Source organism: Georgenia sp. SYP-B2076, from assembly GCF_003991205.1.
In the GTDB taxonomy this organism is placed as follows: Bacteria; Actinomycetota; Actinomycetes; order Actinomycetales; family Actinomycetaceae; genus Georgenia.
Genome location: NZ_RXOZ01000032.1, coordinates 63,737 through 90,337, shown reverse-complemented (window position 1 = coordinate 90,337; position 26,601 = coordinate 63,737). Strand labels below are relative to the sequence as shown.

Sequence of the window (26,601 nt, the reverse complement as noted above, 5' to 3'; positions counted from 1 at the left end):
AGGCGCACCTCAGAAGACGCTGACGCCGGCCCGGGCGACGGAGAAGCCGTGCCCGTTCAGCACGCTCCAGCAGCTCACGCCGGTCTGCTCGCTCGTGCAGGCGAAGCGGCCGGCCGTGGCCGCCTGGCCGTACTCCAGCGTGCCGTTCGCGGCGGCGGCCGGCACGGCGCAGTCGACGCGGGCGTCGCCGCCGGCGCCGACGACGAGCGTGACCGGCCCCGCCGCGCAGCCCTCGGGCGGGGCGAAGGCGTGCTTCGTGATGGTGCACGACGCCGCATCCGCGCCCAGGCTGCACGCGATGTTCCCCGACGGGCTGGCGAAGCTGGTGCGCTCCTGGGCGCCGGGTGGCGCGTGCCGGGCGAGCGCCACCCAGTCCGTGGCTGTCGTCAGCCTGGTCACGAGGGCGGCCGGGGCCTCGGGGTCCGCGACCAGTGCGTCGTTGACGGCGACGGCGTGGGCCGCGCCGCAGGCCTCCTGCAGGCCGGCGAGGGTGATGGTCACGACCTCGCCGTCTGTCGGGTCGGTCCAGGCGCCGTCGGCCGCGGTGGCGCGCGCGTAGGCGGAGAACACCTGGGCGTCCGCGGCGACGTCGGAGCATGCCGACGCGGCAGGCAGGGCCACGAGCGCGGCCCGCGCACGGGCCGGCGCGGCGGGCGCGGTCTCACCCGGGTCCGCCGTGGCCGTGGTCGACGCCGGGGCCGTCGCATCGTCGTCGTCGCCGCGCTGGCTCAAGGCCCACACCAGCGCGCCCACGAGGAGCACGGCGACCACGACGATGAGCGCCCATCGTGCCCGGGGTCGCGTCGGCCGGCCGTCTGAGGGATGTCCGGCCACCGGCGCGGCGGCCGGGGATCCCGCGGCGACGGGGATGCCGGCCACCGGCGTCGTACGGCCCGTGCCGTCGACCGCGCCCGCGTCTCGGTCCGTACCCGTGCCGTCGTCCGCGCCGCCATCCACTGCCCGGTCGCCATCCGTCGCCCCGCTGCCGTCGACGCCGTCGACGCCGTCGACGGCGACGGATCGGCCGGCCGGGGCGAGGACCGCGGTGATGTTCCCGGTGGGGAAGTCCTCGGCGCCCGCGTCGTCCAGCCGGTCGCCGATCGTCGTGCGGGGCGGGATCGAGGGCGGCAGCACCGGCTGGGCGGCTGACCCGCGCCGGGACGGCCGGTCACGCCCCGACGCCGGCTCGTCCCGAGCCTCGCGGCGCGGAGACGCCGGTGGGATCGAGGGCGGTAGCGCCGGCTCGGCGCGGGCCGCGAGCGCGGCGTCGATCTCCGGCACGCCGAGCCGGCCCAGCCACCCGAGGAGCGCCGGGTAGGTCGAGGGGTTCGTGGCAATGGCCGCGCGCAGCCCCGGATGGTCCTGGGCGAGGCGATGCAGGGTGGTCAGCGGCGTGCCAGGGTCGGCGGCCTGGCGTGCCAGATCCACGTCGTCCACGTCACCACCCATTCCCGTCGGTTTCCCGACGACCCTACACACGGCCCGCGCGCCGGCCGGCGCGCGCCGTGTGCAGGCCGGGCGCCGACGTCCCGCCGGGGCGCGAGCCCCTACCGTGGAGACATGCGCCGATTCGTGGCCTGGGCGGCCCTGATCCTCGTCGTGCTCCTCGCCGCCGCAGTGGTGGTGGACCGGGTGCTGCACGCGCGCGCCGAGACCGAGGTGGCCAAGCAGCTGACCTCCTTCATGGAGGTCGACGGCGAGCCCGACGTGACGATCGACGGCTTCCCCTTCCTCACCCAGGTCGCGGCCGGGACCATGACGAGCGTGCGGGCCAGCGCCGCCGGCGTCGTCGCGGAGGGGACGCAGCTGGACGACGTTAAGGTGCACGCGCGCGGGGTCGCGCTGACGCAGCCGATCACCGCCGGGCGCCTGGAGGTGACGGGCACGTTGCCGGACGCCGAGATCCAGCGCCTCGTCGACGAGCGGCACGGCGACCTGGGGCTGGCCGTGAGCACCCACACCGAGGGCGTCACCCTCCGGGCGACCCTGCTCGGCATGCCCCTGGAGGTCCTGGCGGAGCCCACGGTCGCCGGGCAGTCCATCCAGGTCCGCGTCGTCCGGCTCACGCTCGGCGGCCAGGAGGTCGACGCCGGGGCCCTCGCCCCGTTGCTGGGCTCCACGCCGCTCAGCTTCGACCTGGCGGTCCCGAACCTGCCGCAGGGCCTGGCCGTCGACGGCGTCCGCGCCCAGGACGGCGGGGTTCGGCTCACGCTCGCCGGCGAGGACGTCGTCCTGGGCTAGAGCTCGGGGTACCCCGGCGGGGGCAGGATGCCGTCCTCGACGGCCCGCTTGTACAGGTCGACCTTCGTGTCCGCGGCGCGTCCCGCCGTGCGGTACTTCGCGCGGATGCGGGCGACGTAGTCGTTGACCGTCTCCCGGGAGATGCCCAGGCGCTGGGCCACGCGCTCGGACTTCTCGCCCGCGGCGTAGAGCGCGAGGGTCTCGCGCTCGCGCGGGGACAGCGGCGCGTCGCCGCGTGACCACTCCAGGTCCGCGGCCACCAGGCCCACCTGCTCGCCCCGACCTGCCGCGGTCAGGGCCTCGACGAGCATCGGGGCCGGGGCGGTCTTGTGCACGACCCCCCGCATGCCGTTGGCCGCGGCGAGCCGGTGGAGGTAGTGGCCCCCGCCGGCGGCGAAGAGCAGGACGTGCGCCCCGGCCGCCGTCACGGCGGCGATGTTGCGGCCGGGGGAGGAACCGTCGGCCAGCTGCAGGTCGAGGAGGACGACGTCGGCGGGGCGGCGGCTGCCGAGCCCGTCCACGAGCGTGGCCACGGTGGGGAATGCGCCGAGCAGGTGCAGCGCGGGGGCCCCGGCGAGGATCTGCTGCACCCCCAGGACGACGGCGGGATGGTCGACGACGACGGCGACGGTCACCTGCCCGGAGGTCGGCGTGCCGGCCGACGGCGCTGAGACGGACGTGACGGCCATGCAGACCTCCCTTGGTCAGCGGCGGGTACGACACCGGTCGGGGCATCACACCCGTGTTGTGTCGCGCCTGTGTCGCACGGGGCGGGAATGCCCGGTGGATAGCCGCACAGCGAGGGCGTGGGGCCGCGACAATGAGGAGATGCTGAGCAGTGGTGGCCGGCAACCGGACCCGGCGGTCCCGGTATGCAGACACCTGCGCCTGCTGCTCTCCACCACTCCTTCCTACCGGTCCCGGTGGCGGGTGTACGTGCGCCGCGACAGCCACCAGGACATCCACCAGGGCGCGATCGCGCAGGTGCTCGCGGACCACCTCTGGGAGACGGGCGAGGTGCCCGAGACGGAGACGGACCTGCCCCGGCGGCTCAAGGACCGGGTGAACCGGGCGCTCGCGGGGCACTTCATCGCGCCGGCCACGCTGCGCATGTTCATCGAGGCCTTCGACATGGAGCCGCGCGACGCCAACGCGCTCTGGGCGCTGTTCACGCACCCGGACCCGGCGGGCCCCCCGGCACCGGCGCCGGCGCCGCGCCCCGGCGACGGCCCGGTGCCGCCGTCACCCGCCTACGAGACCCTCGCCGCGCGCGAGTCGCACCGCATCGGGGCCGACGGCCTGCCCGCCGAGCACCACGCCCTCGAGGTCATCCGCGCGCGCGAGCCGATGGACCGGTACGTCTACGAGCTGGACAACCGCGCCGCCGCCGTCGAGGTGGTGCGCGGCGGGCGCGCCGGGCCGGTGCGCCGGTCGAGGGGCCCCGGGATGTACGGCGTCGAGGTCGCGCTCACCAGCCCGCTGGCGCCCGGGGAGACGGCCTCGCTCGAGTACCGCATCTTCTTCAGCCGCTCCGAGCGGCCGCCCCCCACGTTCCGCCGCGGGGCGCGCCCCCGGCTCGGCAACCTCGAGATGCACCTGCAGTTCCATCCGCACCGCGTGCCGCTGCGGGTGTGGTGGGGCCGGTGGGACCCCTGGTCGGTGGAGCCGTTCGAGGCGGAGCAGGTCCAGCTCTCCGGCGAGCTCGACGTCCACCGGTTCCTGCCGTCCCTCGAGGGCGAGGTCGTCGGCTTCACGTGGGACTGGCCGGAGGTGTGAGTCAGCGCTGGTGCCTCAGCTCCTCGTCGCTCTGGCGGGCGCGTGCGGCGAGCATGTCGTTGTAGGCGCGCAGCTCGGCGTCCTCGTCGCGGTCCGCCTTGCGGTCGGAGCGGCGCGCGGTGCGGTCATCCGCCGTGGACCACGCGACCGCCACACCGATCGCGAGCGCCAGGGTGGGGATCTCCCCGATGCCCCACGTGATCGCGCCGCCCTTCTCCTGGTCGGCCATGGCGTCGACCCACCACGGCAGGCCGAGCCGGCCGAAGTAGTCCGCGGCGAGGAGGGAGGTCATCGAGATGACCGAGATGCCGAAGAAGGCGTGGAACGCCATGGTGGCGAACAGCAGGAGCAGCCGGAGCGGGTAGGGAGGCCGCGAGGGGCCGGGGTCGATGCCGATCATGACGTTGGCGAAGAGGTACCCGGCCAGCGTGAAGTGCACGACCATCAGCACGTGCCCGAGGTGGGTGGTCAGCGCCCCCTCGAAGAGCGGGGAGTAGTAGAACACGATCAGGGAGCCGGCGAAGTTCAGGGCCGCGACGATGGGGTTCGAGAAGAAGCTCGCCACGCGGGAGTGGACGAGCACGAGCAGCCACTCCCGGGGCCCGCGCGAGCCGTCGAGGCGGTGGGGCAGCGCCCGCATGGCGAGGGTCACCGGCGCGCCGAGGACGAGGAAGACCGGCACCACCATCACCAGGAGCATGTGCTGGATCATGTGGGCGCTGAAGAGGACCTTGCCGTAGACCGCCGGGCCGCCGTTGGTCACCCACGTGAAGAGCAGGACGCCCGCGACCCAGGCGGCCGTGCGGGCGGGGGACCAGGCGTCGCCCCGGCGGCGCAGCCGCAGGGCCCACCCGACGTAGACGACGAGGGCGGCCGCGCCGACGAGCGCGAACAGGGGGTCGAGGCGCCACTGCGTCAGGTAGGTCAGCGCGGTGGGGTACGGCGGGACGGGGTGGCCGGTCAGGAGGTAGACCGGCCCGGCGTCGGGCACCGGGGCCTGCGGCACGGGCGGCGCGGAGGAGCCCAGGGCGACGGCGACGCCGACCACCGCGCCCATGACCAGCACCTCGACCCCGGCCAGCCGCCAGAACGCCCGGCCGGCGGACGGCCCCGGGTGGGCGCGGATCGCGGGGATGGTGGCGCGCCGGTGCTCCCAGCCCGCCAGGCCGAGCGCCACGGTGAGCACGAGCTTGATCAGCAGCAGCTGGCCGTAGGGGTGGGTGACCAGCTCCGCCGGGGAGTTCAGGCGGATCCAGGCGTTGGCCGAGCCGGAGAGCGCGACGATGACGAAGCACCACAGGGCCAGGTGGGAGTAGCGCTGGACGGCGTCGGGAAGGTCACGGCCCGTCCGCGAGGCCACGAGGCACAGCACGGCGAGGCCGCCGACCCAGACGGTGACCGCGCCGACGTGCAGCCACCACGACGACACGGCCAGCTCGTGGCTGGCGGCGCCGGCCGCGTGGCCGGTCAGGGCGGTGGGGAAGAGCGCGGCCAGCGCGAGCGCGGCCACCCACGCGGCGGAGGCGTAGCCCCCGACGGAGACCGCGACGACGGCGACCAGCGCCGTGAGGACCGTCGCCCACATCAGGTCCCGGCCCAGCTCGATCTCGGTGACGAACTGCGCGAGCTGGCTGCCGTAGCCGGGACCGCCGATGCCGGTGCCGACGATGGAGGAGTGCGTGAGGACCACGTGGGCGAGCTGCGCGAGGGCCCACACGACCGCGGCGACGGCGCCGGCGCGGGCGGCGAGGGTCCAGGCGGCGCCGTCCACCGCCGTCGCGCGCGCGGCCCGGGCCGTGGCCGCCGCCGTGCGGTGGGACGCGCGGGCGGGCGCGGGCAGGACGAGCGCGCACAGCGCGAAGGCCCCCACGGTCAGGGTCCCGGCGGCGTGCGTGAGGAGCGTGGCCACGGGGAGCCCCCACCGCACCAGCGCGCCGGGGTCGACGAGCACGGAGGGCGCGGCGGCGCCGGTCAGCGCGAGGCCGGCGATCATCGCGAGCAGTGCCAGCGGCAGGGATCCGGCGGCGTACCACCACAGTCGTTGGCGCCGGACGGAGGAGGAGTCAACCACGTACCCAGGGTAGGCGCCGCGTGCGGGCGGCCCTACCTGGCCGGGGAGCCGGCGCCGCCCCCGGCGGGCGGCGCACGGCCGTTCCGGGGGCGGCCTCCCCGGGGCGGGCCGGCGATGCCATGATGGAGGTTCCGGCGTCGCCGCACCCGGCGGGCCGGCCACGCCGATGGCAGGTGCCCGGGCCAGGCATGTCGGTGCCGGCTGACATAGTCTCGACCAGCACCTGCCGACCGACCGGGGATGAGATGAGCCCGCAGCAGCTCCAGACGATCACCGAGACGGACACCGAGCTGGCCTCGCGGCTGATCGCGCGGACCACGACCATCTTCGGGCGGCGCGTCGTCGGCCAGGAGGGCCTGCGCACGGCGCTGGTCTCCACGCTCATCGCCGGCGGGCACGTGCTGCTCGAGTCCGTGCCGGGCCTGGCCAAGACGACGGCGGCGCAGACCCTGGCCGAGGCGGTCTCCGGCACGTTCCACCGCATCCAGTGCACGCCGGACCTCATGCCCAACGACATCGTGGGCACCCAGATCTTCAATTACGCCACCGGCGAGTTCACCACCCAGCTCGGGCCGGTGCACGCCAACCTCGTCCTCCTCGACGAGATCAACCGCTCCTCCGCCAAGACCCAGTCCGCCATGCTCGAGGCGATGCAGGAGAAGCAGACCTCCATCGGCGGGGAGGTCTACCCCCTCCCGAGTCCGTTCATGGTGCTGGCCACGCAGAACCCCATCGAGGAGGAGGGCACCTACGTGCTGCCCGAGGCCCAGATGGACCGGTTCCTCATGAAGGAGGTGCTCACCTACCCCACCCCGGCCGAGGAGGTGGACATCCTCCAGCTCGCCTCCACGGGAGCCCTCACCGCCCCGATCACCGACGAGCCGGTCACGCTGGCGGACGTGCTGTTCCTCCAGGGGCTCGTCAACAAGGTCTACGTCGACCTCTCGATCAAGCAGTACATCGTCGCCCTCGTCAACACCACCCGCGGCGGCGGCCCGCGGCCCCTGCCGGACCTCCACCACCACGTGCGCGTGGGCGCCTCGCCCCGCGGCGCCATCGCCCTGATGCGGGTGGCGCAGGCGGTGGCGCTGCAGGAGGGGCGCACCTACGTCGTGCCCGACGACGTCAAGCGGCTGCGCCATCCCGTCCTGCGGCACCGGCTGGTGCGCACCTATGACGCCCTGGCCAACAACGTCGCGCCGGAGGCCCTGGTGGACGCCGTGTTCGCGGCCGTCCCCGCGCCCTGAGCGGCGGGACGCATGGACGCCTCCTCCCGCCTCGCGAAGGTCCGGGCCCGCCTGGACCTGCCGACCGTGCGCCGCGCGTCGGGCCTGCTGGACGGGCGGCACCGCTCGATCTTCTCCGGCCACGGCCAGGACTTCGACGACCAGGTCGAGTACCGCCCCGGCGACGACATCGGCGACATCGACTGGAAGTCCTCCGCCCGGGCCGGGCACCCGATCATCCGGCGCTTCGTGCGCGAGTCGAACCTGTCGATGGTCCTGGCGGTCGACACCGGCCGGAACATGGCCGCCACGTCCCTGTCGGGGGAGCCGAAGTCGCAGGTCGCGCTGTTCGCCGCGGACGTCGTGGCGTACCTGGCCCGCGCCCGCGGCGACCTCGTCGCGCTCGTCGCGGGCGACGCCGAGCGGATGGTGCAGGTCCCTGGCCGGGGCGGCACCGCCCACCTCGAGATGCTGCTGCGCACCGTGGAGCGGAGCCTGACCCTGGACGCCCCGCCGTCCGACCTCGGCCGGGTCCTCGACCGGGTGACGACCTGGTTCACGCGCCGCTCCCTCGTGGTGGTCCTCACGGACGAGGCGCGGCCCGCCCCCGCTGACGAGGACGCCCTGCGGCGCCTGCGGATCCGCCACGAGGTCATGGTCGTCGCCGTCGCCGACGCCCTGCCGACGCTGCGGGGCATCGGCCCGACGGCGGACGTCGACGGCGCGGCACCCCTCCCCGCGTTCCTCCGCGACGACGCCGCGCTGCACGCCGAGGCGCTGGCCGCGGTCGAGGCGCGCCGGGCGCAGGCGGACGCCATGCTGCGCCGCCGGGGCATCGAGCACATCCGGGTCGGCAGCGAGGACGACGTCGTCGACTCGCTCGTCGACATGCTCGGGAGGCAGCGCCGTGCCCGACGCTGACCTCTTCCCGCCCGAGGCGTACAGCTGGTGGGTCCCCGCGCTCGGGGCCCTGCTGCTCGTCGCCGTGGCCGCGTGGTTCGTCCTCGTCCACCGCCGCACCGACCCGGGGCGCATGGCGCGGCCGGGCCGGGCGCCCGCGCGGATGACGCCCGGGCTGCGCCAGCGCTACACCGCCGAGGTGGAGGAGCACCACGCGCGCTTCCGCGCCGGCGTGTACGACCTGCGCGCCCTCCACCTCGAGCTCGCCCGGACCATGCGCGAGTTCGCCTCGGAGCGCGTCGGCACGGACGTGCGGGCCTGGACCCGCGGCGACGTGGCCGGGTTCGACCCCACCAGGCGGGTGGGCCACCTCCTCGCCCGGTGGGAGGAGCCGAGCTTCGCCCCCGACTCCGACGCCGAGGCGGCCGCCTCCACCGAGCGGGCCAAGGAGGTGATCGCGACGTGGTGACCCCCTGGCTCGTGCCGCTCGTCCTCGCCGGCGTCGCGCTCGCGGCGCTCGCCGGCTGGTTCCTGCGGCGCCCCCCGGCCAGGCAGGCGGTGACGTGGGTCGCGAACTCCGAGTACCTGCGCGGCCTCGTCAGCTACCGCCGCCGCCTGCGCGTGCTGCGCGGGGGCCTGGCGCTCGCGGCCGTGGCGACCGCCGTCACGACCCTGGCGACGGCGTCGCTCGCCGCCCGGCCGGTGGACAGGGACGTGCGCTCCGAGGTCCTCGCCACCCGCGACATCGTGCTCTGCCTGGACGTCTCGGGCTCGATGATCGAGATGGACACCGAGATCGTCAGGAAGTTCTCCGCGCTCGTGGACTCCTTCCAGGGTGAGCGCATCGCGCTGAGCGTCTGGAACAACACCACGCGCACCGTGTTCCCGCTCACGGACGACTACACGCTGGTCAAGAACGAGCTGGACGACGCCGCCGTCGCGCTCAACTTCGACCTCGACGCCTGGGTGTACGACCAGGAGGCCCTCGACCGGCTCGAGACCTTCCTCGCGGGCACCGTCTCGCTGGACAACGACTCGTCCTCGCTCGTCGGCGACGGGCTCGCCAGCTGCGCGCTGGGCTTCGACGAGCAGGACACCGCCCGCTCCCGCTCGATCATCCTGGCGACCGACAACCTCGTGCTCGGCACCCCGATCTACACCCTGCCCGAGGCCGGCGCCCTGGCCGCCGAGAAGGGCATCACGGTGCACGGGATGTACGCCTCGCTCGGGGGTGCCGGGGCGGCGGACGCCAAGGCCGAGATGGCCCAGGTCATCCAGGCCGGCGGCGGGCTGTTCTTCGAGGCCGACGACCCGGCCGCCGTGGACGGGATCATCGAGGACATCGCCGCGCACCAGGCGGTGGACCTGGACGCGAACCCGGAGATGGTCGTCACCGACCGGCCGGACCGCTGGCTGGGGTGGCTCGTGGCCGGCCTCGCCGTGCTCCTCCTGGTCGCCTGGAAGGTGCGGGCATGATCCTCCGGCTCGTGTGGCCCGCGTGGGTGCTCCTGCTCGTCTTCGTGCCCCTGGTGGTGCTGTGCGGCCTGGGCTGGTGGCGGGCCCGGCGCACCGGGGACGGCACGGCCGGCAGCTGGCTGCGCCGGGGCGCGATGGTGGCGTGCGCGCTCGTGATCGGGCTGGCGCCGGCGGTCCCGGCCGAGACGCGGCGGGTCGAGACCAACGCGGAGGTCTACTTCGTCGTGGACCGCACGGGGTCGATGGCGGCCGAGGACTACGACGGCGCACGCCCGCGCCTCGAGGGCGTGCGCCACGACCTGGTCGCGGTCATGGAGGCCCTGCCCGGCGCGCGCTACTCGGTGATCGGCTTCGACTCGCAGGCCACCCGGCAGCTCCCGCTGACGACCGACGCGCGCGCGGTGCGCACCTGGGCCGAGACGCTGCGCCAGGAGATCACCTGGTACTCCGCCGGCTCGAGCATCGACCGCCCGATCGGCGCGCTGACGGACGCGCTGAGGGGCGCCGCCCAGCGGAACCCGGCCGACGTGCGGCTCGTGTTCTTCCTCTCCGACGGCGAGAACACCCAGGGCGACGCCCCCTCGTCCACGCCCGACGCCGCCGACCTCGCCCAGCTCGTGCCGCTCGTCGACGGCGGCGCGGTCCTCGGGTACGGCACCACGGCCGGCGGGCACATGCGCACCTACGACGGCACCGACGACACAGGTGCGGGCACGAACGCCCCCTACATCACCGACGAGTCGCAGCCCGGCTCGCCCCCGGCCGTCTCGCGGATCGACGAGACGAACCTGCGCCGCCTCGCCTCTCAGCTCGGGCTGGCGTACAGCCACCGGATCGCCCCCACCCCCGTGGACGCCCTGGTCGCGAATATCGACGTCGAGGAGATCGCGAGCGACGGGCGCCGGGACGTGAGCACCTACCGCGACGTGTACTGGCCGGCCGCCGTCGTCCTGGCCGCCCTGGTGGCCGGCGAGGCCTTCGCCCAGGCGGCCCGGTGGCGGCGCCTGCGGCTGAGCGAGGCGGCGGCATGAGCGCCGGCGCCGGACTCGAGCTCGGCCCGGGCCGCGGTCTCGGCCCCGGCGGCGGTCTGGACCCCGACCGCCGGAAGGAGCGCCCGCCGCTGCCCGCGCACCTGCGCGCGCGACGGCGGATGCTGGCCTGGTCGGCGCCGGTGGTGCTCCTCGCGCTCATCGCCGGCAGCGTGCTGCTCGGCGCGGGGCTCGGCGCCACCTACGCCCGCTCGGCGTACGACGCGGGTGACTACGGGAGCGCGGCGGAGCGGTACGACCACCACAAGCCGTACACCAGGGCGGTGGAACCGTGGAAGGCCTGGTTCAATGCCGGAACCTCCCGGCAGCGCACCGGGCAGGCGTTCGAGGCGGTGGAGGACCTGCGCGAGGCGCGCCGGCTCGTGCCGAAGGGCACCACGGACGCCGACGGCCGACCCGATCCCGCCGCCCCCGAGTGCCGGGTGCGCACCAACCTCTCCCTCGCGCTGGAGGCCATGGGGGACGGGTCCCGCGCCGACGGCGACCCCGCCATGGCCCTGTCGTACTACCTCGAGGCGATGAGCACCCTCGGGCCCTGCACCTCCGACGGCGAGGCCGACAAGCCGCCGGAGACCCCGAGCGAGAACCCGAGTGAGCAGCCCTCGGACCAGCCGTCCGACCAGCCGAGTGACCAGCCGAGTGACCGGCCGTCCGACCAGCCCAGTGAGCAGCCCTCCGACCGGCCGTCGGACCAGCCGTCGACCCCGGACCAGATCGAGCAGCGCCAGCGTGAGAAGGCCTTGGAGCAGCAGCAACGTCAGCAGCAGGGTCCTGCGCGGCCCGACCAGCCGGGTGAGGAGAACCGGGACGGGCGGGGCGGCCCCCAGGGGGACCCGCCCTCCGGGTCGCCGGAGGATCCGCAGCAGCGGCAGCTCGAGGAGCGCAACTGGCAGGCGCAGCGTGACCGGCAGGAGCAGGAGCAGAGGTCCGGCGGCGGCTTCGGCGGCGGGCAGAACTGGTGAGGGAGCGTGGGCCGGCGGCGAGGCGCCCGGCTCGGGCGCCCGGCTCCGCGGCCGGCCGCCGCGGGCAAGGTGGTCAGGCCACCTCGACGGCGCGCATGGGCTCGGCCGCACGCGCCCCGACGGCACGCAAGACGAAGAGCTCCGTCGCCCGGATGAACTCGCCGCGCGCGGGCTCGGAGCGCGGCAGGATCCGCCCGCTCAGGCAGGCGTGGACGAGCTGGACGACCGCGTCGAGGTGCTGGCTCGGGATGTCACCGGCGTCGATCGCGCGCGAGAGGATCTTGCGCAGCAGCTGCTCCACCTGGCCGACATGCTCACGGAGATGACCCAGGGCGTCGTTCGAGATGACCTCGCGCAGATCCGGGCCGGGGGCCACGTGATAGGAGCGCTCGAGCTTGAGCTGCTCGCGCACGTACACGCGGAGCTGTTCCACCGGCTCCTCCACCTCGGCGAGCGACTCCTCCAGGGCACGCACGTACGTGGCGGTCTCGTGCTCGATGAACGCCAGGAGCAGCGACTCCTTGTCCGGGAAGTGGTTGTACACCGCAGTCCGCCCGATCCCCGCCTCGGCGGCGATGTCCGCCAGGGAGACGGCGTCGAAACCGCGTTCGCGCATCAGGTGGGACAGGGCGGAGAAGAGCGCGCTGCGGGTGCGTTCGCGATGCTCCGCGAGCGAGCTACCGATGATCTTGGGCACCGAGAGATTATGCCACTTTCTGACGCAGAGACGTCAAGCGTCGTAAAACCGCCACGTCGGCGCAGGTCGCCGGGGTTGCGGGGGCCGGGAGAGCGGCATAGGAAGGGCGCGACCGCCGGCGAAGCTGCCGGGGCGGCGGCGAGGTCCACGGCCCGGCACCACGGCGTGACCCGTCCCGATCAGCAGGCGACGGGAGCACCAGAGAGGACGAGCAGATGCGTGCGCTCACCATCATCCCGGGCCAGCCGGACTCGCTCGCGGTGACAGACGTGCCCGACCCCGCCGCGGGGACCGGTGATCTGCTGGTCGATGGCGTCGGTGTGGGCGTGTGCGGGACGGACCGGGAGATCGCCGCGGGCGACTACGGGGCGGCGCCTCCCGGCCACCAGCGGCTCGTCCTCGGGCACGAGTCCCTCGGGCGGGTGCGCGAGGCCCCGGGCGGCTCGGGGTTCTCCCGAGGGGACCTCGTCGTCGGGGTGGTGCGCCGGCCGGACCCTCAGCCGTGCGGCGCCTGCGCGCACGGCGAGTTCGACATGTGCCGCAACGGCCGGTACACCGAGCGTGGCATCAAAGAGCTCGACGGCTACGCGAGCCAGGCGTGGCGGGTCGAGCCGGGATTCGCCGTCGGGCTCGACCCGCGCCTGGCCGACGTGGGGACGTTGCTCGAGCCGACCACGGTGGTGGCCAAGGCGTGGGAGCAGGTGGAGAAGATCGGCGCTCGCGCCTGGTTCGAGCCGCGCACCGTGCTCGTCACGGGCGCCGGCCCCATCGGGCTCCTCGCCGCGCTGCTGGGGATCCAGCGCGGGCTCGAGGTTCACGTGCTCGACAGGGTGACGGAGGGGCTCAAGCCGGAGCTCGTCGGGGACCTCGGGGCCACGTACCACAGCGGGACCGTCGACGACGTGGCCGCGGCGGTGACGCCGGACGTCGTCATCGAGGCGACCGGCGTCAGCGGTGTCGTGCTCGACGCCATGGCCGCGACCTCGCCGTACGGGATCGTGTGCCTCACGGGTGTGTCCTCGGCGGGACGACGGCTGACCGTGGACGCCGGGGCGCTGGGCCGCCAGATCGTGCTGGAGAATGACGTCGTCGTCGGATCGGTCAACGCCAACCTCACCCACTACGCGGCCGCGGCCGACGCCCTCGCCCAGGCCGACCTCCGCTGGTTGTCGCGACTGATCACCCGCCGCGTGCCGCTCGAGAGGTTCGCGGAGGCGTTCCACCCCGAGCCCGACGACATCAAGGTCGTCCTCGATCTCCAGGGGTCCTGACGTGAGCGCCCCCGTGGAGCCGAGCGTTCGCGCAGCAGGGGTCGGTGCCCGGTGACGGGCTGGCTCGCCGCCGGGGCGTGGGGCCTGCTGGGCGGCGCCGCGCTGGTGGTCGGCGCGGCGATCGCGTGGTTCGTGGCGGTGCCCCCGAAGGCCACCGCCAGCGTGATGGCCTTCGGGGCGGGCGTCCTCATCTCGGCGCTCGCCTTCGACCTGGTCCAGGAGGCGGCCGACAGCGGCGGGCTGGGGACGGCGGCGGTGGGGTTCCTCGTCGGTGCCGTGGCGTACATGCTCGCGAACGCCGTGCTCGCGCGCCACGGCGCGCGCCACCGCAAGCGCTCCCGGGACCAGCAGCCCTCCGAGCGCGACCAGGCCGGGAGCGGTGCGGCGATCGCCGTCGGCGCGCTCCTGGACGGGATCCCCGAGTCGGTCGTCCTGGGCGCGAGCCTCCTCGGCGGGGGCGCCGTGAGCGTGGCCGTCGTGGCCGCCGTCGTGATCTCCAACGTGCCCGAGGGTCTGTCCAGCGCGGCCGGGATGAAGAACGCCGGGCGCTCCGCCGGGTACGTCTTCGGCGTGTGGGGGACGATCGCCGTCGTGAGCGCCGTGGCCGCGGCGCTGGGCTACCTCCTGCTGGGGTCGGCCTCGCCGCAGGTGGGCGCCGTCATCACGGCGGTGGCCGCCGGGGCGATCCTGACCATGGTCGCGGACACGATGATCCCGGAGGCGTTCGAGCGCACCCACGCCTTCACGGGGCTCATCGCCGCGCTGGGCTTCCTGTGCGCCTTCTCGATCAGCAGGCTGGGGTCGTGAGGCCGGTGCGCGCGCCCGCCGGGGCCGCGCTCAGCCGGGCGCCCGCCACGCGGCGCGCACGGCGGCGATGATCGGCCGGTCGGGGTCGAGCCAGTCGAGCTCATCGAGGTTGTCGTCGGCCACCCAGCGGAGCGCGGAGTGGTCCTCCAGCGGCGCCGGCGTGCCCGCCGCGAGCTCGGCGAACCAGACCCGCATGGTGCGGTGGGCCAGGATCGGCCAGTCACCGTGGAGCGGACCCGCGAGCACCGGCCCGACCCGGACCGTGACGCCGAGCTCCTCGGCCAGCTCGCGGTGGAGCGCGTCGACGGGCACCTCGCCCGGCTCCACCTTGCCGCCGGGAAGCTCCCACCGTCCGGCGAGGTGCGCCGGTGCCGACCGCTGGGCGCACAGGAGCCGGGTGGGTCGCGCGAGCGAGTCGACGATGGCGGCGGCCGCCACGAGGCGGTCGGTGGGCGGCAGGGCGCCGTTCATCGCAGCACCGCCTCCCCGCGCCGGGCCCGGATCTCCTCGGGGCCGACCGCGGTCAGGTCGACCTCGACGGACAGGCTGGAGCCGGTGCCGGGGGTGAAGACGATGCCGCGCAGCGGGGAGACGTCGCGGACGTCCCTGCCCCAGCCGAGCACCACGTACCGGTTGTCGATGAACTGGTCGTGGGTGGGGTCGATGTGCACCCAGCCGCCGCCAGGGATCCACACCGACGCCCAGGCGTGCGAGACGTCCGCCCCGCGCAGCCCGTCCCGTCCCGGCGAGGGGACGGCCTCCACGTACCCCGTGACGTACCGCGCCGCCAGGCCCATCGCGCGCAGGCAGCCGACCATCAGGTGGGCGAGCTCCTGGCTCGCGCCCGCGCGCCTCTCGAGGAGGTCGGCCAGGCGGGAGGGGGCGGTGGTGGCCCCGGGCCGGGACGGGAGGTCCCCGCGGATGCGGTGCGAGAGATCCGCGACCACCCGCACGAGCGGGGTGCCGGGCCCGAACGAGGGGAGGGCGTACTCGAAGACCTCGTGCTCGGGCTCGATCATGGCCGACGGCAGCGCCGACTCGACGATCGCCAGCACGGAGGACGGCCCCTCGCCCTGCTCGCCCTTGCCGGTGGCGCGCATGGCGCTGACCGAGGCCACGGCCCGCTCCCAGGGCACCTGCGGCACGGCCTGGATGTCCAGCCGCCGGCGGGTGACCGTGACCAGCGAGGAGGCGACCACCTCGAGCGCCGTGTGCTCCTGCGTCACGTGGAAGTAGCTCGACCGGTTGCCGCTGACGTCCCGGTGCTCCGCCGTCTCCGCGGGCGTGGGCGTCACCACGAGCGTGGCCTGGTGGACGCGTTGGCCGTGGATCTCACGAGGCAGCAGCATCGCCGTGCCGTAGCTGCTGGTGACGGGCTCGGCGTAGGTGTAGGCGGTGCGGTGCACGAGCGCGTAGTGACGCTCGTTCTCGCCGCCGCGGCGCGCGGACGTGGTGCTCACTGCTGCCACCCCTCCTCGGGCCACCGCGCGGCGACCGGGTGGGTGAAGTGCACGCGGATGATCTCCGTGCCCAGCTCGTCCAGCCGCCAGTGGATGGACTCGAGCGTCTGGGCGAGCTGCACCCGGCGCCCGCCCACACCCTCGACGCGGTCCGTGCGCAGCTCGGCGAGCAGGTCCGTCACCTCCGCCAGGAGCTGGTCGCGCGACGCCGGACCGCGTGCCAGGGCGGGCAGCTCGGCCAGGTGCGTGCGCAGCTGGGCGAGCTGGAAGGCCAGCGCCCGCGGGTTCGTCTCGTCGGTGAGGAGCAGGTCCAGCATCGCGCCCAGCCCTCCCGTCGGGTAGCGACGGCGGAAGGTGATGACCGACTCGTGCGCCAGGAGGACGGACTCGATCACCAGCGACTCGACGGCGCGCTCGCGGCGCACGCTGACGCTCGCGCCGAGCGCGGTGACCAGGTGCCGGGCGCGCTCGAGCCGCCGTCCGACCTCGAGGAGGCGCCAGCCGATGTCGCGCACCAGCGACTCGGTGAAGATGCCGTGCAGGGCCATGAGGCTCTCGAGCAGGCGGGAGAGGACCGGCCCCAGGCCGAGCTGGGCCCCGTCGCCGTCGTGACGGCGGGCCCGCTCGAGGGCGAGGGTGCGCTCCAGGGAGGAGATGGCCAGCCAGACGTCGGGCGAGAGGTTGTCCCTCACCCCAGCCGCGTCCCGTGACATCTGCGCCACGGACCACGCCACCGAGCCGGTCACCGACTCGTCGGTGACGAGCGAGGGCAGCGGGGCGTCGTCGGCGAGCTCGTGGAGGGCACCGAGGAGGACGTCGAGGGCCCGCGTGCCTGCGGCGTGACCGTGGCCGGGGGGCGCGGGGTGGTTGCCGGCGGGGTCCGTGCCGGCGGGGTCGGTTCCGGCCGGGGCGGTGGCCGGCGCGGTGGGCCGGGAGTGGTAGTCGTCCCACCGGTCGGCGACGGCGGCCAGCAGGCGCACCGTCGCCTCCGCCCGCTCGGTGGAGCGCCCGAGCCGGAAGAGGTCCTCGGCGGCTCGGGGGGAGATGGCGGCGTCGGCGGAGCGGGCCGGCGGGAGATCTAGCGTGGGCAGCGCCCGGTCGGCGACGGCGCGTGGTTCGGCGGCCAGGACCCACACGTCCTTGGCGGTGCCGCCCATCGTGGGGCCGGCCAGGGCGGCCTGCGGGGCCGGGCCCACGCTGCCGAGCGCCCCGCTCATGACGACGTAGCCCTCCCCGTGCGCGACCGCGAAGGTGCGCAGCGACGTGGGCTGCGGCACCAGGGAGCGCCCCAGGACCGTCGGTGTCGTGGAGGCCTCGACCGGCTCCTGGCCGACCCACGCCGACGGTCGCGCGGCGATCGCCGCGGCGAGGTCGGCGCGCTCGTCCATGGTCAGCTCCCACCCGGCGACGGGCGGGTGGCCGGAGGTGGTGGACCGGATGACGAGCCGGCCGAGGTTGGCGATGACGTGGGAGCACATCGACCGCTCACCGCACCAGTAGGTCACCGCGGAGGGCAGGGCCAGCTCCTCGTCGCGGAGCGCCCGGGCCAGGCGGGGCAGGTAGGTGAGCAGGGCGGGGCTCTCCAGCACGCCGGAGCCCAGCGTGTTGACGATCGTCACGCCCCCCGTGCGGGCGGCATGGACCAGACCCGGCGTGCCGAGGCGTGAGGTCCCGTCCAGCTCGAGGGGGTCGACCTGGGTGGCGGCGACCCGGCGCAGGAGCACGTCCACGGGCTCCCGGCGGCCCAGGGACCGCGCCCACACGCGGCCGTCCTCGACCACCAGGTCGCCGCCCTCGACGAGCGGCAGCCCGAGCATGGTCGCGAGGTAGCCGTGGTCGAACGTGGACGGCGAGGACTCGCCGGGGGTCAGGACCGCGATGCGTGGGCTGTCCCCGGCCGGCGCCGGGGCCGCGGCCTGGAGCGACTCCCGCAGCGCCTGGAAGAAGGGCCCGACCCGTCGCGTGCGCGAGGTGCGGTAGGAGCCCGCGAGGACCTCGGAGACCACCCGGCGGTCGGCCATGACGTATCCCAGGCCGACGGGCGAGTCGCTGCGGTCCGCGAGCGCCGTCCATGCGCCGTCGGCGTTGCGGGCGAGGTCGACGGCGGAGTGGAACAGCTGGTGGGCGCCCGGGATCCGGATGCCGGCCGCCTCTCGCACGAAACCGGGGTGGCCGAGCACGATCTCGGGCGGGAGCAGGCCGGAGGCGAGGAGCTTCCGCTCGCCGTAGAGGTCGGTGAGGATCTGGTCGAGCAGCTCGGCGCGCTGGCGGAGGGCCGCCTCGAGCGGGTGCCACTCGAGCTCGTCGACGAGCACGGGCAGGGGGTCGAGCTGCCACGCCTCCGCGGCAGGACCCGCCTGGGGGAGCCCCTGGTCCTGCAGGAGGCGGACCACCTCGGCCCTGCTGGCGTCGAGCCGGGCGCCCTGCCCCAGTCGCGCCTGCTCGGCGAGCTGCTCCCACGCGGCACGGGCGGGCCCGGTGGCCTGCAGCATCTCGTCGTGCCCTGGGCCGTTCGCGCGGTAGGAGGTGAGCAGGTCGACCAAGGCTTCTCCTCCTGCGGGCCATCCGGGCGGGACCGGAGCGCGAGCAAAGCGATGGGCAACGGAATGGGCAAAGCGCTGGGTAGGCGGTGACGAGTCGTCCGCACGCGACTTTACTGGAAATTTGCCCGACAGGGAGGAGTGGCGCCCCGACAACGTGGGGGACCGCTGGGATCTGTTGCGGCGGTCCATGTCGGGGAAGGTGCCCCTGGACGGTCCTTCATGGGCCTCGTTGTGCCGCTCGACGAACCTGGCCTCCTGGGTCACACGACCTGAGCCGGTCCCAGCTGCCGGTCGCGCCGGAGCGGAGGAGCCACGGCCACGCGGGCCGGCTGCACGGAGGGCTGCACAGAGCGCCACTCCTGCACGGGCTGGCGGCCGCCGCCGCCGGGACCGCCGCCGGCGCGGCCGCCTGCGCGGCCACCGGCGCGGGCGTCGCGCACCATGATGCCGCGAGCAGCGAGCTGGCGGCGGAGCAGCTCGGCGTCACTGTGGGCACCGGCGGCCAGGGCATCGGCGCGCGCGGCGAGCAGGCGGTGCTCCTGAGCCACGAGCCCGGAGGCGTGGGGATGCCAGAGGGCGAACGCGGCGTCGTTCGGATCGGTGCCGACCGGCGCGGGGAAGCCGTGCTCACGCAGCGCCGAGCGCAGCTGCTCCCGGTCCAGGTTCATGTGCACCCGGGCGAGCTCGACGGTGCCCGGCCCGAGCAGGACCAGGTCCTCGCCCATGACGACGGCGGCGACGAGCGACCTCGGCACACTGACCCGCGCGTCGCACCAGGTCAGGGTCAGGGACCGGCGGCCCACGCTCGCCCGCAGCGACTCGCCGAGGACGGACGCCGCCCAGACCGCGCCCATCAGCATGCCGAGGACACCGCCGACGATCAGGGCGACGGGCTCGCCCACGCGGTCGCCGCGGCCCAGGACGCCGTCGAACGAGCTGCTCGACTGCGCGATCCACTCCCCGAGGAGGGTCAGCGCCAGGCCCGCCAGCACGCCGGCGAGCGGGTACCCGCTCCACAGGACGAGACGTGCGCGGCGGGGCAGGCGCACCACGGTGCTCTGCGGCATGACCGACCCTTCGTATCTCACCGACCGCGGACGGGCGCCCGCTGCTGCCAGCATGGCCCGGGCCGGTCCCGGCCACATCGGCCACAAGAATGAGGATCGACCGCCCGCCTACGACCCCAGGCGTAAGGGACCTCACCTACGGTTGATCCATGACGAACCTCGAGTTGCGGCCCACGGAGCAGGTCTGCGTCGCGGGTCCGGAGGGCGAGGGCGTCGAGCTCATCGAGCCGCGGGAGGTGCCGCTCGGGGGCCCGCGGGCCATGACGGTCCGCCGCACGCTGCCCTCCAAGCAGCGCTCGCTCATCGGCCCGTTCTGCTTCGTCGACCACTACGGCCCCGACGACGTCGCCCTGAGCGGCGGCATGGACGTCGCCCCGCACCCGCACACCGGGCTCCAGACGGTCACCTGGCTGTTCGAGGGGCGGGTGCGCCACCGCGACGCCCTCGGCTCATGTCAGGACATCCGGCCCGGTCAGCTCAACCTCATGACCGCGGGCCGGGGGATCTGCCACTCCGAGGAGGACACGCCGGCCCTGTTCCCGGCCGAGAGGCGCCTGCACGGCGTCCAGCTCTGGACCGCCCTGCCCGACGCCGACCGCCACGGTCCGGCCGCCTTCGAGCACGTGGCGCAGCTGCCCACGCTCGATCTCGACGGCGCCCGGGTCCAGGTGGTCATGGGGTCCCTGGCCGGGGCCGCCTCGCCCGCGCGCGCCTACTCCCCGCTGGTGGCCGCGCAGCTGGACCTCCCGGCCGGCGCCGTCGTGCGCCTGCCGCTGGACGTGCGCTTCGAGCACGGCGTCCTCGTCGACGACGGCGAGCTGGTCGTCGCCGGGCGGACGGTGCCGCCCGCGTGGCTCTCCTACGTCGCGCCGGGACGGGACGAGCTCGTCCTGGAGGCGGGCGCCACGCCCGTGCGGGCGGTCCTGATCGGTGGCACCCCCTTCGACGAGCAGATCCTCATGTGGTGGAACTTCGTCGGCCGCACCCATGAGGAGGTGGTCGCGGCCCGCGAGGAGTGGCAGCAGGCCGCCGCGGGGGCGGCCGGGCCCGGCCTGGAGCGGTTCGGGCGGGTCTCCGGGTACGACGGCGACCCGCTGCCCGCCCCCGTCCTCCCCAACGTCCGGCTCAGGCCCCGCGGCCGGTGATGGGACGCCGCCCCGGCGGCGACGCGGAGGGGTGCCGCCGTCAGGGCAGGCGACGCTCGCCGTCGTGCCGCACGCGCAGCCACCGGTAGCCGTACCCGTCCAGGGTGACCTCGGCGGCGCCGTCGGGCGAGACCGGCGTGGTGCCGTCGCGCAGCAGGTCCACCAGGTCGCTCCCGCCCGGCACGTCCAGCGTGAGCGGCACGGTGAGCGGCTCGGGGCCCAGGTTGTGCACCGCGACCACGGAGGACGTGTGCCACGTGCTCTGGTGCGCCATGACCTGGGCGTGCGGCTGCTCGAGCACGGTGAACTCGCCCCAGCCCAGCTCGGGACACGAGCGGTAGGCCTGGATGAGGTCGCGCATGAAGTTCCACAGCGAGCCGGGATCGCGCACCTGGTCGGCCGCGTTGACGTGCTCCGGGCCGTAGCCGTCACCGACGACGGGGGAGATCAGGCGGGAGGGCGCGGCCGTCGAGAAGCCGCCGTTGACGTCGTCCGACCACTGCATGGGCGTACGCACCGCCATGCGGCCCTCCGCCGCCAGGTCCTCGCCCATGCCGATCTCCTCGCCGTAGTACAGGGTCGGCGTGCCGGGCAGGGAGAAGAGGAGCGAGTAGACCATGCGCACGCGCCGGGGGTCCCCTCCGAGCATGGGCGGCAGCCGCCGCTTGAGGCCGCGGCCGTAGACCTGCATCTCCTCCTCGGGCCCGAAGGCCGCGAAGACCTCCGCCCGCTCGTCGTCGGAGAGCTTGTCCAGCGTCAGCTCGTCGTGGTTGCGCACGAACGTCGCCCACTGGCAGTCCGGCGGGATCGCGGGCCGGTCCTGCAGGGCGGTGGCCAGCGGCCCGGCGTCGGCGCGCGCGAGGGAGAGGTACAGGTTCTGCATCGAGATGAAGTCGAACATCATGTTCAGCTCGTCGCCGCCGTTCTGCCCGAAGTAGAGCTGCTGCTCCTCGTGGGGCAGGTTCACCTCCCCCAGGAGGATCGCGTCGCCCTTGCGCCGGCCGAGGAAGGCCCGGATCTGCTTGAGGTAGGTGTGCGGGTCCCGGGGGGCGTCGTCGGCCCCCTCGCCGAGGCCGACGTCCGCGAGGAAGAAGGGCACGGCGTCGACCCGGAAGCCGTCGATGCCGAGCTGGAGCCAGAACCCGATGGTCTTGCTGATCTCGTCGCGGACCTTGGGGTTGGCGATGTTCAGGTCCGGCTGGTGGGAGTAGAAGTGGTGGAGGTACCACTCGCCGGTCTTGTCGTCGAGCGCCCAGATGGAGTCCTCCTTGTCCGGGAAGACGACCTGGTCGGAGGTGTCCGGCGGCGGGTCCGCGCGCCAGACGTAGTAGTCGCGGTACGGGTTGTCCGTGCTGCGCCGGGCCTGCTTGAACCAGGGGTGCTGGTCGGAGGTGTGGTTGATGAGCAGGTCGGCGATCACCCGCATCCCCCGGTCCTTCGCGGTCCGGATCAGCTCGACGACGTCCCCGTGCGTCCCGAGGCGGGCGTCGACCCCGTAGTAGTCGGTGACGTCGTAGCCGTCGTCGCGGTCCGGCGTGGGGTAGAACGGCATGAGCCACAGGCAGGTCACGCCGAGCTCGGCGAGGTAGTCGATGCGTTCGGCGAGCCCCCCGATGTCGCCGACGCCGTCGCCGTCGGCGTCGAAGAAGGTCTCGATGTCCAGGCAGTAGATGACGGCGTTCTTCCACCACAGGTCCGACGTCTCGGTCATTCTCATTGCATCAACCTTTCGGCGAGCCACTCCCTCGGCCCATGTCCCAGGGCCGGGTCGGGCGTCTCGGTCACGCGCGTGCGTGCGTGGATGTCGGCTCGGCGTCAGGCCCGCAGCGCGGGCAGCACCTCGGTGGCGGCGGTCTCGAGCCAGGCGCGCTGGTCCTGGCCCACGTGGTGGAGGTAGATCTCGTCGAAGCCGAGCTCCGCGTACTCACGCAGCCAGGCCACGTGCTGGGCCGGGTCGGCCGAGATGCGCACCGCCCCGGCGACCGCGGCGTCGGTGACGTCCGCGCTCGCGATGTCGAAGTGCTCCGGGGTGGGCAGGTCGAGGCTGAGCGGCTCGGCGAAGACGTTGCTGCGCCACTGGTCCCGGGCGATCGCCGCGGCCTCGGCCTCCGTGGGCGCCCACGAGAGGTGGACCTGCAGCGCGAGGGGACCGGCGCCCCCGGCGTCGCGGTAGGCGGCCACCACCTCGCGCAACGTGTCGTGGGGCTGGTTGATCGTGATCAGGCCCTGCGCCCAGCGCGCGGCCCGGGCGGCGGTGCTCGCGGAGATGGCGGCGCCGACCAGCGGCACCGGTTCGGCCGGCAGGTCGTACAGGCGGGCCCGGTCGACGGTCACGAGGCCCTCGTGGGTGACCTCCTCGCCGGCGTGGAGGCGGCGGATGATGCGCACGCACTCCTCCAGCCGCTCCAGGCGGACCTCCTTGCGTGGCCAGGGCTCTCCGGTGATGTGCTCGTTCATCGCCTGGCCGGAGCCCAGCGCGAACCAGAACCGTCCCGGGAACATCTCGCCCAGGGTCGCCGAGGCCTGGGCGACGATCGCCGGGTGGTAGCGCTGGCCCGGCGCGTTGACGCAGCCGAGCCGGAGCGACGTGGTCGCCAGGGCGGCGCCGAGCCAGGACCAGGTGAACCCGGAGTGGCCCTGCCGCGCGCTCCACGGCGCGAAGTGGTCGGAGCACATGGCCATCTCGAAGCCGGCCTCCTCGGCGGCCTTGACGTCGCTCAGGAGCCGGCTGGGGGCGATCTGCTCGTGCGAGGCATGGAATCCGTAGGCGGTCATCCCTCCTTCCTAAGGGGGTTCTGGTCCGGGCGCCTCCCGAACGGCCCGGGCCGGGGGAGGATGGGCCCGTGACAGAGCTGATCACGGAAGTGGGCCGGTGGTGGGCGCAGGCCTGGCAGCGCCTGCAGCCCGACCTCGTCCCGGCTAGCGCCTGGCCCGTCGCGGCGCTGGTGCTCGCCGTCGTCGCGGCCGTGGTCCTCGCGCCGCCGCTGTGGCGCGGGGCGCGGGTGCTCGTCACGGTGGTCCACGAGCTGGGGCACGGGCTCGTCGGGCTGCTCTGCGGCCGCCGGTTCACCGGGCTCGTGCTGCGCGGGGACATGTCCGGCCACGCCGTCACGGTCGGCCCGTCCCGCGGGGCCGGCCGGGCGCTGACCACCTGGGCGGGCTACCCGGCCCCGGCCGTCGTCGGCGCCGCCGCCGTGCAGCTCGCGGCCGCCGGGTGGGCGCCGCCGGTCCTCGCCGTGACGGCGCTGCTGCTGCTCGGCGCCCTCGTCCGGGTGCGCTCGATCTACACGGCCGCCGTCATGGTCGCACTCACCGCCGTCACCGCCGCGCTCTGGTGGTGGGGCTCCGGCGTGGCCCAGGCGTCGGTGGTCCTCGGGATGGGGGCGTTCCTCCTGGTCGGGTCCTGGCGGCACCTGGGCGCCGTCGTCCGGCACAGCTCGCCCGCCTCGGACCCGGCGGTGCTCGCCCAGCTGACGCGGGTGCCGCGGTGGTGCTGGCACCTGACGTTCGTCGTCGTGCTGGCCGCGGCGAACTGGTGGGCGCTCGCGCCGGTGCTCGAGCTCGGCGGTCTCGGGCGCTGAGTGCACACGACTGTCCGCGCGCGGCTGTGCCCCGCTCGGTACGATGCGCATGCCTTGAACCTGGCGACGGCGCCTGGAGCCGCGATGAACCTCGAGAAGGTGGTCTTCGGCTTCTTCGTGGTGCTCGCCGCCACCCTCAACTTCGGCTTCTTCATCGGCGACATCTCGGACCCGGCGGTCCACAACATCTTCGAGCTCTTCGCCGCCGTCGTGGTCAACCTCATCGCCACCGTGCTGAAGTTCGGCGACCGCACCCAGATCGGCGCCGTCCACCTGGCCACCAGCCTCGTCGCGGACCTGCAGCTCATCGCGGCGGCGACCGTCTGGGCGTACGCCTCCGCCGCGTCGGCGGGCCCGCCCGGCCCCGAGGCGACGGCGAGCGTGGTGTCCCTGTCCGGCGGCGCGCTGCTGGCCAACCTCGTCTCCGTCACGCTGCTCCTCATCGAGACCGTGTCGTTCCACCGTCGCTAGCCACCGGAGAGCGTCGTGGGGAACCCGCTGCTGACCTTCTGGTACCGGTTGTTCGGGCCCGGCGCCCGGCGGGCGGCCGACGACGAGCGGCTCCGACGCGACGACGCCTCCGCCGAGCAGGCGACGGCCACGGTGTTCCTCGTGCTGCGCCGGATGCGCCCGCCGCTGATCGTGCTCGTCCTGATCTTCGCCGTCACGGTGCTCGGACTGATGCTGATCCCCGGCCGGGACGCGTCCGGGCAGGCGGTGCGCGTGGGGCTGCTCGACGCGTTCTACGTCATGAGCTACACCGCCACGACGATCGGCTTCGGCGAGATCCCCGCCCCGTACACCGAGGCCCAGCGGCTCTGGCTCACGTTCTCCATCTTCCTGACGGTGGTCGGCTGGGCCTACGCCATCGGCACGCTGCTCGCGCTGCTGCAGGACCGGGAGTTCCGCCGGGCGGTGGCCCTGCAGCGTTTCGTGCGTCAGGTCACCCGGCTGCGTGAGCCCTTCTGGCTCATGGCCGGGCAGGGGCAGACGGGGAAGCTGCTGGGGGAGTCGCTCGACGCGCTCGGCCGCCGCTTCGTCGTCGTCGACGGCTCCGAGGCTCGGATCGCCGAGCTGGACACGCAGTCTTACCGCTCGGACGTCCCGGGCCTGGCGGGGGACCCGGGCAACCCCGGGAACCTCGTCGCCGCCGGCCTGACGCACCCGCGCTGTGCGGGGGTGCTCGCGCTGGCCGAGGACGACCGGACGAACCTTGCCGTCACGACGGCGGCGGCGCTCCTGCGTCCCGATCTGCCGGTGGTGGCGCGCACGCTCTCGCGCACGATGGCGCAGCGGATGGCGGCCTTCGGCGGTCCCACCGTCGTCAACCCGTTCGACGTCTTCGGGGAGCGGCTCCGCCTCGCGCTGCAGGCGCCGGCGGGGTACCAGCTGATCCAGTGGCTGACGGCCCTGCCGGGGGACACGATGCCCGCCCGCGGCGCGCCGGTGCAGCGGGGCCGCTGGGTGGTCTGCGGCTACGGCCGCTTCGGGCAGGAGCTCACGGCGGACCTGCGCCAGAGCGGGCTGGAGGTGACCGTCGTCGACCGGGGCACCACGACCAGCGACGACCCGACCGTGATCCGCACCGACGAGCCCGAGGACGTGGTGATGGCCCGGGCCGACGTCGCGCGGGCGGTCGGTCTCATCGCCGCGAACAACGACGACATCGCGAACCTGACGCTCGTCGCCGCCGCGCGGCGGGCGAACCCGGCGCTGTTCCTCGTCGCGCGCCAGAACTCCCGTGCCAACGACCCCCTCTTCGAGCAGCAGGACATCGACCTGGTGATGGTGCCCGCGGAGGTGGTCGCGCACGAGGTGCTCGCCCACCTGGGCAGCCCGGTGCTGCTGTACCTGCTGAAGGAGATCGGCGCCCGTGACGAGGACTGGGCCGAGGAGGTGGTCGCCCGCCTAGCGGAGCGGTGCGGGACGGACGCGCTGACGACCTGGAAGCTGGCGCTCGGCGAGGCCGAGGCGGCGCCGCTCCTCTCGTGGCTGCGGATGGGGCAGGCCCGGATCGGCGACCTCCTGCGCAGCCCGGACGACCGGGACCGGCCCGTCGCCGCCGTGCCGCTCGTGGTGGTCAGGGGGCAGGAGCGGACCATCGCGCCGGACGACGACTTCGTGCTCGCGCCGGGCGACGAGATCCTGCTCGCCGGGCAGCCGGGTGCGCGCCTGGACCTGGAGAACACCGTCGTGGACGAGGCGACCCGGGAGTACGTGATCCACGGCCGCGAGGTGCCGTCGGGCTGGCTCTGGCGCACCCTCGCGCGGGAGCGGACGACGGCGGGGGCGCGGCGGCCATGACGTCCCGGGCCGTCGTCGCGGCCTC

The 26,601-nt window shown here is 74.6% G+C and carries 24 protein-coding genes; 14 read left to right on the top strand and 10 right to left on the bottom strand.

Features of this window, described 5'->3' with window-relative positions; genetic code table 11:
- Positions 1-9: 9 nt before the first annotated feature.
- Positions 10-1,437, bottom strand: a complete 1,428-nt coding sequence (locus EJK16_RS13150) for a hypothetical protein (RefSeq protein WP_164737345.1) — start codon at positions 1,435-1,437, stop codon at positions 10-12.
- Positions 1,438-1,560: 123 nt separating this feature from the next.
- On the opposite strand from EJK16_RS13150, the gene EJK16_RS13145 reads away from it, so the two are divergent.
- Positions 1,561-2,241 carry a DUF2993 domain-containing protein gene (locus tag EJK16_RS13145; RefSeq protein ID WP_164737344.1) on the top strand — a complete coding sequence of 227 codons (681 nt, stop codon included), beginning with the start codon at positions 1,561-1,563 and terminating at the stop codon, positions 2,239-2,241.
- Here the strand turns inward: EJK16_RS13145 and EJK16_RS13140 are convergent.
- Positions 2,238-2,930: a response regulator transcription factor gene (locus EJK16_RS13140; protein WP_127130028.1), complete on the bottom strand. Its 693-nt coding sequence runs from the start codon at positions 2,928-2,930 to the stop codon at positions 2,238-2,240. The two genes, EJK16_RS13145 and EJK16_RS13140, sit on opposite strands and share 4 nt — an antisense overlap.
- Positions 2,931-3,069: 139 nt before the next feature.
- On the opposite strand from EJK16_RS13140, the gene EJK16_RS13135 reads away from it, so the two are divergent.
- A complete protein-coding gene (locus tag EJK16_RS13135) occupies positions 3,070-4,017 on the top strand; it encodes a hypothetical protein (protein ID WP_127130026.1) in 948 nt (315 codons plus the stop codon).
- Between the two features lies 1 nt (position 4,018).
- On the opposite strand, the gene EJK16_RS13130 is transcribed toward EJK16_RS13135, so the two are convergent.
- Complete coding sequence (locus EJK16_RS13130; RefSeq protein WP_240646042.1) at positions 4,019-6,088, bottom strand: bifunctional copper resistance protein CopD/cytochrome c oxidase assembly protein; 2,070 nt, start codon at positions 6,086-6,088, stop codon at positions 4,019-4,021.
- 245 nt (positions 6,089-6,333) lie between these two features.
- On the opposite strand from EJK16_RS13130, the gene EJK16_RS13125 reads away from it, so the two are divergent.
- From EJK16_RS13125 to EJK16_RS13100, 6 genes are read left to right on the top strand one after another with little or no spacing between them, the layout of a single operon-like run.
- Positions 6,334-7,335: a MoxR family ATPase gene (locus tag EJK16_RS13125; RefSeq protein ID WP_205739752.1), complete on the top strand. Its 1,002-nt coding sequence runs from the start codon at positions 6,334-6,336 to the stop codon at positions 7,333-7,335.
- Positions 7,336-7,347: 12 nt separating this feature from the next.
- The gene (locus EJK16_RS13120) at positions 7,348-8,235 is read left to right on the top strand and encodes a DUF58 domain-containing protein (protein ID WP_127130020.1); all 888 of its coding nucleotides are present in this window, start codon (positions 7,348-7,350) and stop codon (positions 8,233-8,235) included.
- A complete protein-coding gene (locus EJK16_RS13115; protein ID WP_127130018.1) occupies positions 8,222-8,683 on the top strand; it encodes a hypothetical protein in 462 nt (153 codons plus the stop codon). Before EJK16_RS13120 ends, EJK16_RS13115 begins: the two co-directional genes overlap by 14 nt.
- The gene (locus EJK16_RS13110) at positions 8,677-9,690 is read left to right on the top strand and encodes a VWA domain-containing protein (RefSeq protein WP_127130016.1); all 1,014 of its coding nucleotides are present in this window, start codon (positions 8,677-8,679) and stop codon (positions 9,688-9,690) included. The genes EJK16_RS13115 and EJK16_RS13110 overlap by 7 nt, the downstream gene beginning before the upstream one ends.
- Positions 9,687-10,721, top strand: a complete 1,035-nt coding sequence (locus EJK16_RS13105; protein ID WP_127130014.1) for a VWA domain-containing protein — start codon at positions 9,687-9,689, stop codon at positions 10,719-10,721. Before EJK16_RS13110 ends, EJK16_RS13105 begins: the two co-directional genes overlap by 4 nt.
- On the top strand, positions 10,718-11,701 hold the full coding sequence (locus EJK16_RS13100; RefSeq protein ID WP_127130012.1) for a hypothetical protein: 984 nt from the start codon (positions 10,718-10,720) through the stop codon (positions 11,699-11,701). Before EJK16_RS13105 ends, EJK16_RS13100 begins: the two co-directional genes overlap by 4 nt.
- Before the next feature lie 73 nt (positions 11,702-11,774).
- On the opposite strand, the gene EJK16_RS13095 is transcribed toward EJK16_RS13100, so the two are convergent.
- Positions 11,775-12,398 (bottom strand): TetR/AcrR family transcriptional regulator, encoded by a 624-nt coding sequence (locus EJK16_RS13095; RefSeq protein WP_127130010.1) that lies wholly within the window; start codon positions 12,396-12,398, stop codon positions 11,775-11,777.
- 215 nt (positions 12,399-12,613) lie between these two features.
- Here EJK16_RS13095 and EJK16_RS13090 point away from each other — a divergent pair, with 215 nt between their 5' ends.
- Both EJK16_RS13090 and EJK16_RS13085 read left to right on the top strand, forming a co-directional pair.
- Entirely contained in the window at positions 12,614-13,669 is a 1,056-nt protein-coding gene (locus EJK16_RS13090) for a glucose 1-dehydrogenase (protein ID WP_127130009.1), read from the top strand.
- A 51-nt stretch (positions 13,670-13,720) separates the two neighbouring features.
- Positions 13,721-14,476: a ZIP family metal transporter gene (locus tag EJK16_RS13085; protein ID WP_127130007.1), complete on the top strand. Its 756-nt coding sequence runs from the start codon at positions 13,721-13,723 to the stop codon at positions 14,474-14,476.
- Between the two features lie 30 nt (positions 14,477-14,506).
- Here EJK16_RS13085 and EJK16_RS13080 read toward each other — a convergent pair whose 3' ends face one another.
- From EJK16_RS13080 to EJK16_RS13065, 4 genes are all read right to left on the bottom strand, one after another.
- Complete coding sequence (locus EJK16_RS13080; RefSeq protein ID WP_127130005.1) at positions 14,507-14,947, bottom strand: (deoxy)nucleoside triphosphate pyrophosphohydrolase; 441 nt, start codon at positions 14,945-14,947, stop codon at positions 14,507-14,509.
- On the bottom strand, positions 14,944-15,936 hold the full coding sequence (locus EJK16_RS13075) for a transglutaminase family protein (RefSeq protein ID WP_240646040.1): 993 nt from the start codon (positions 15,934-15,936) through the stop codon (positions 14,944-14,946). Before EJK16_RS13075 ends, EJK16_RS13080 begins: the two co-directional genes overlap by 4 nt.
- Complete coding sequence (locus EJK16_RS13070; protein WP_164737343.1) at positions 15,933-18,479, bottom strand: circularly permuted type 2 ATP-grasp protein; 2,547 nt, start codon at positions 18,477-18,479, stop codon at positions 15,933-15,935. Before EJK16_RS13070 ends, EJK16_RS13075 begins: the two co-directional genes overlap by 4 nt.
- 260 nt (positions 18,480-18,739) lie before the next feature.
- A complete protein-coding gene (locus tag EJK16_RS13065; protein ID WP_127130001.1) occupies positions 18,740-19,546 on the bottom strand; it encodes a hypothetical protein in 807 nt (268 codons plus the stop codon).
- 149 nt (positions 19,547-19,695) lie between these two features.
- Between EJK16_RS13065 and EJK16_RS13060 the strand changes: the two genes are divergently transcribed.
- Complete coding sequence (locus EJK16_RS13060; RefSeq protein ID WP_127129999.1) at positions 19,696-20,691, top strand: pirin family protein; 996 nt, start codon at positions 19,696-19,698, stop codon at positions 20,689-20,691.
- A gap of 40 nt (positions 20,692-20,731) precedes the next feature.
- Here EJK16_RS13060 and EJK16_RS13055 read toward each other — a convergent pair whose 3' ends face one another.
- Positions 20,732-22,408 carry an alpha-amylase family protein gene (locus EJK16_RS13055; protein WP_127129997.1) on the bottom strand — a complete coding sequence of 559 codons (1,677 nt, stop codon included), beginning with the start codon at positions 22,406-22,408 and terminating at the stop codon, positions 20,732-20,734.
- A gap of 98 nt (positions 22,409-22,506) precedes the next feature.
- Positions 22,507-23,466, bottom strand: a complete 960-nt coding sequence (locus EJK16_RS13050) for a TIGR03885 family FMN-dependent LLM class oxidoreductase (protein ID WP_127129995.1) — start codon at positions 23,464-23,466, stop codon at positions 22,507-22,509.
- 68 nt (positions 23,467-23,534) lie between these two features.
- Between EJK16_RS13050 and EJK16_RS13045 the strand changes: the two genes are divergently transcribed.
- From EJK16_RS13045 to EJK16_RS13035, 3 genes are read left to right on the top strand one after another with little or no spacing between them, the layout of a single operon-like run.
- Entirely contained in the window at positions 23,535-24,272 is a 738-nt protein-coding gene (locus tag EJK16_RS13045) for a M50 family metallopeptidase (protein WP_240646038.1), read from the top strand.
- Between the two features lie 54 nt (positions 24,273-24,326).
- Complete coding sequence (locus tag EJK16_RS13040) at positions 24,327-24,743, top strand: DUF6394 family protein (RefSeq protein WP_240646037.1); 417 nt, start codon at positions 24,327-24,329, stop codon at positions 24,741-24,743.
- A gap of 15 nt (positions 24,744-24,758) precedes the next feature.
- Positions 24,759-26,576: an NAD-binding protein gene (locus tag EJK16_RS13035; RefSeq protein WP_127129991.1), complete on the top strand. Its 1,818-nt coding sequence runs from the start codon at positions 24,759-24,761 to the stop codon at positions 26,574-26,576.
- Positions 26,577-26,601: the final 25 nt, after the last annotated feature.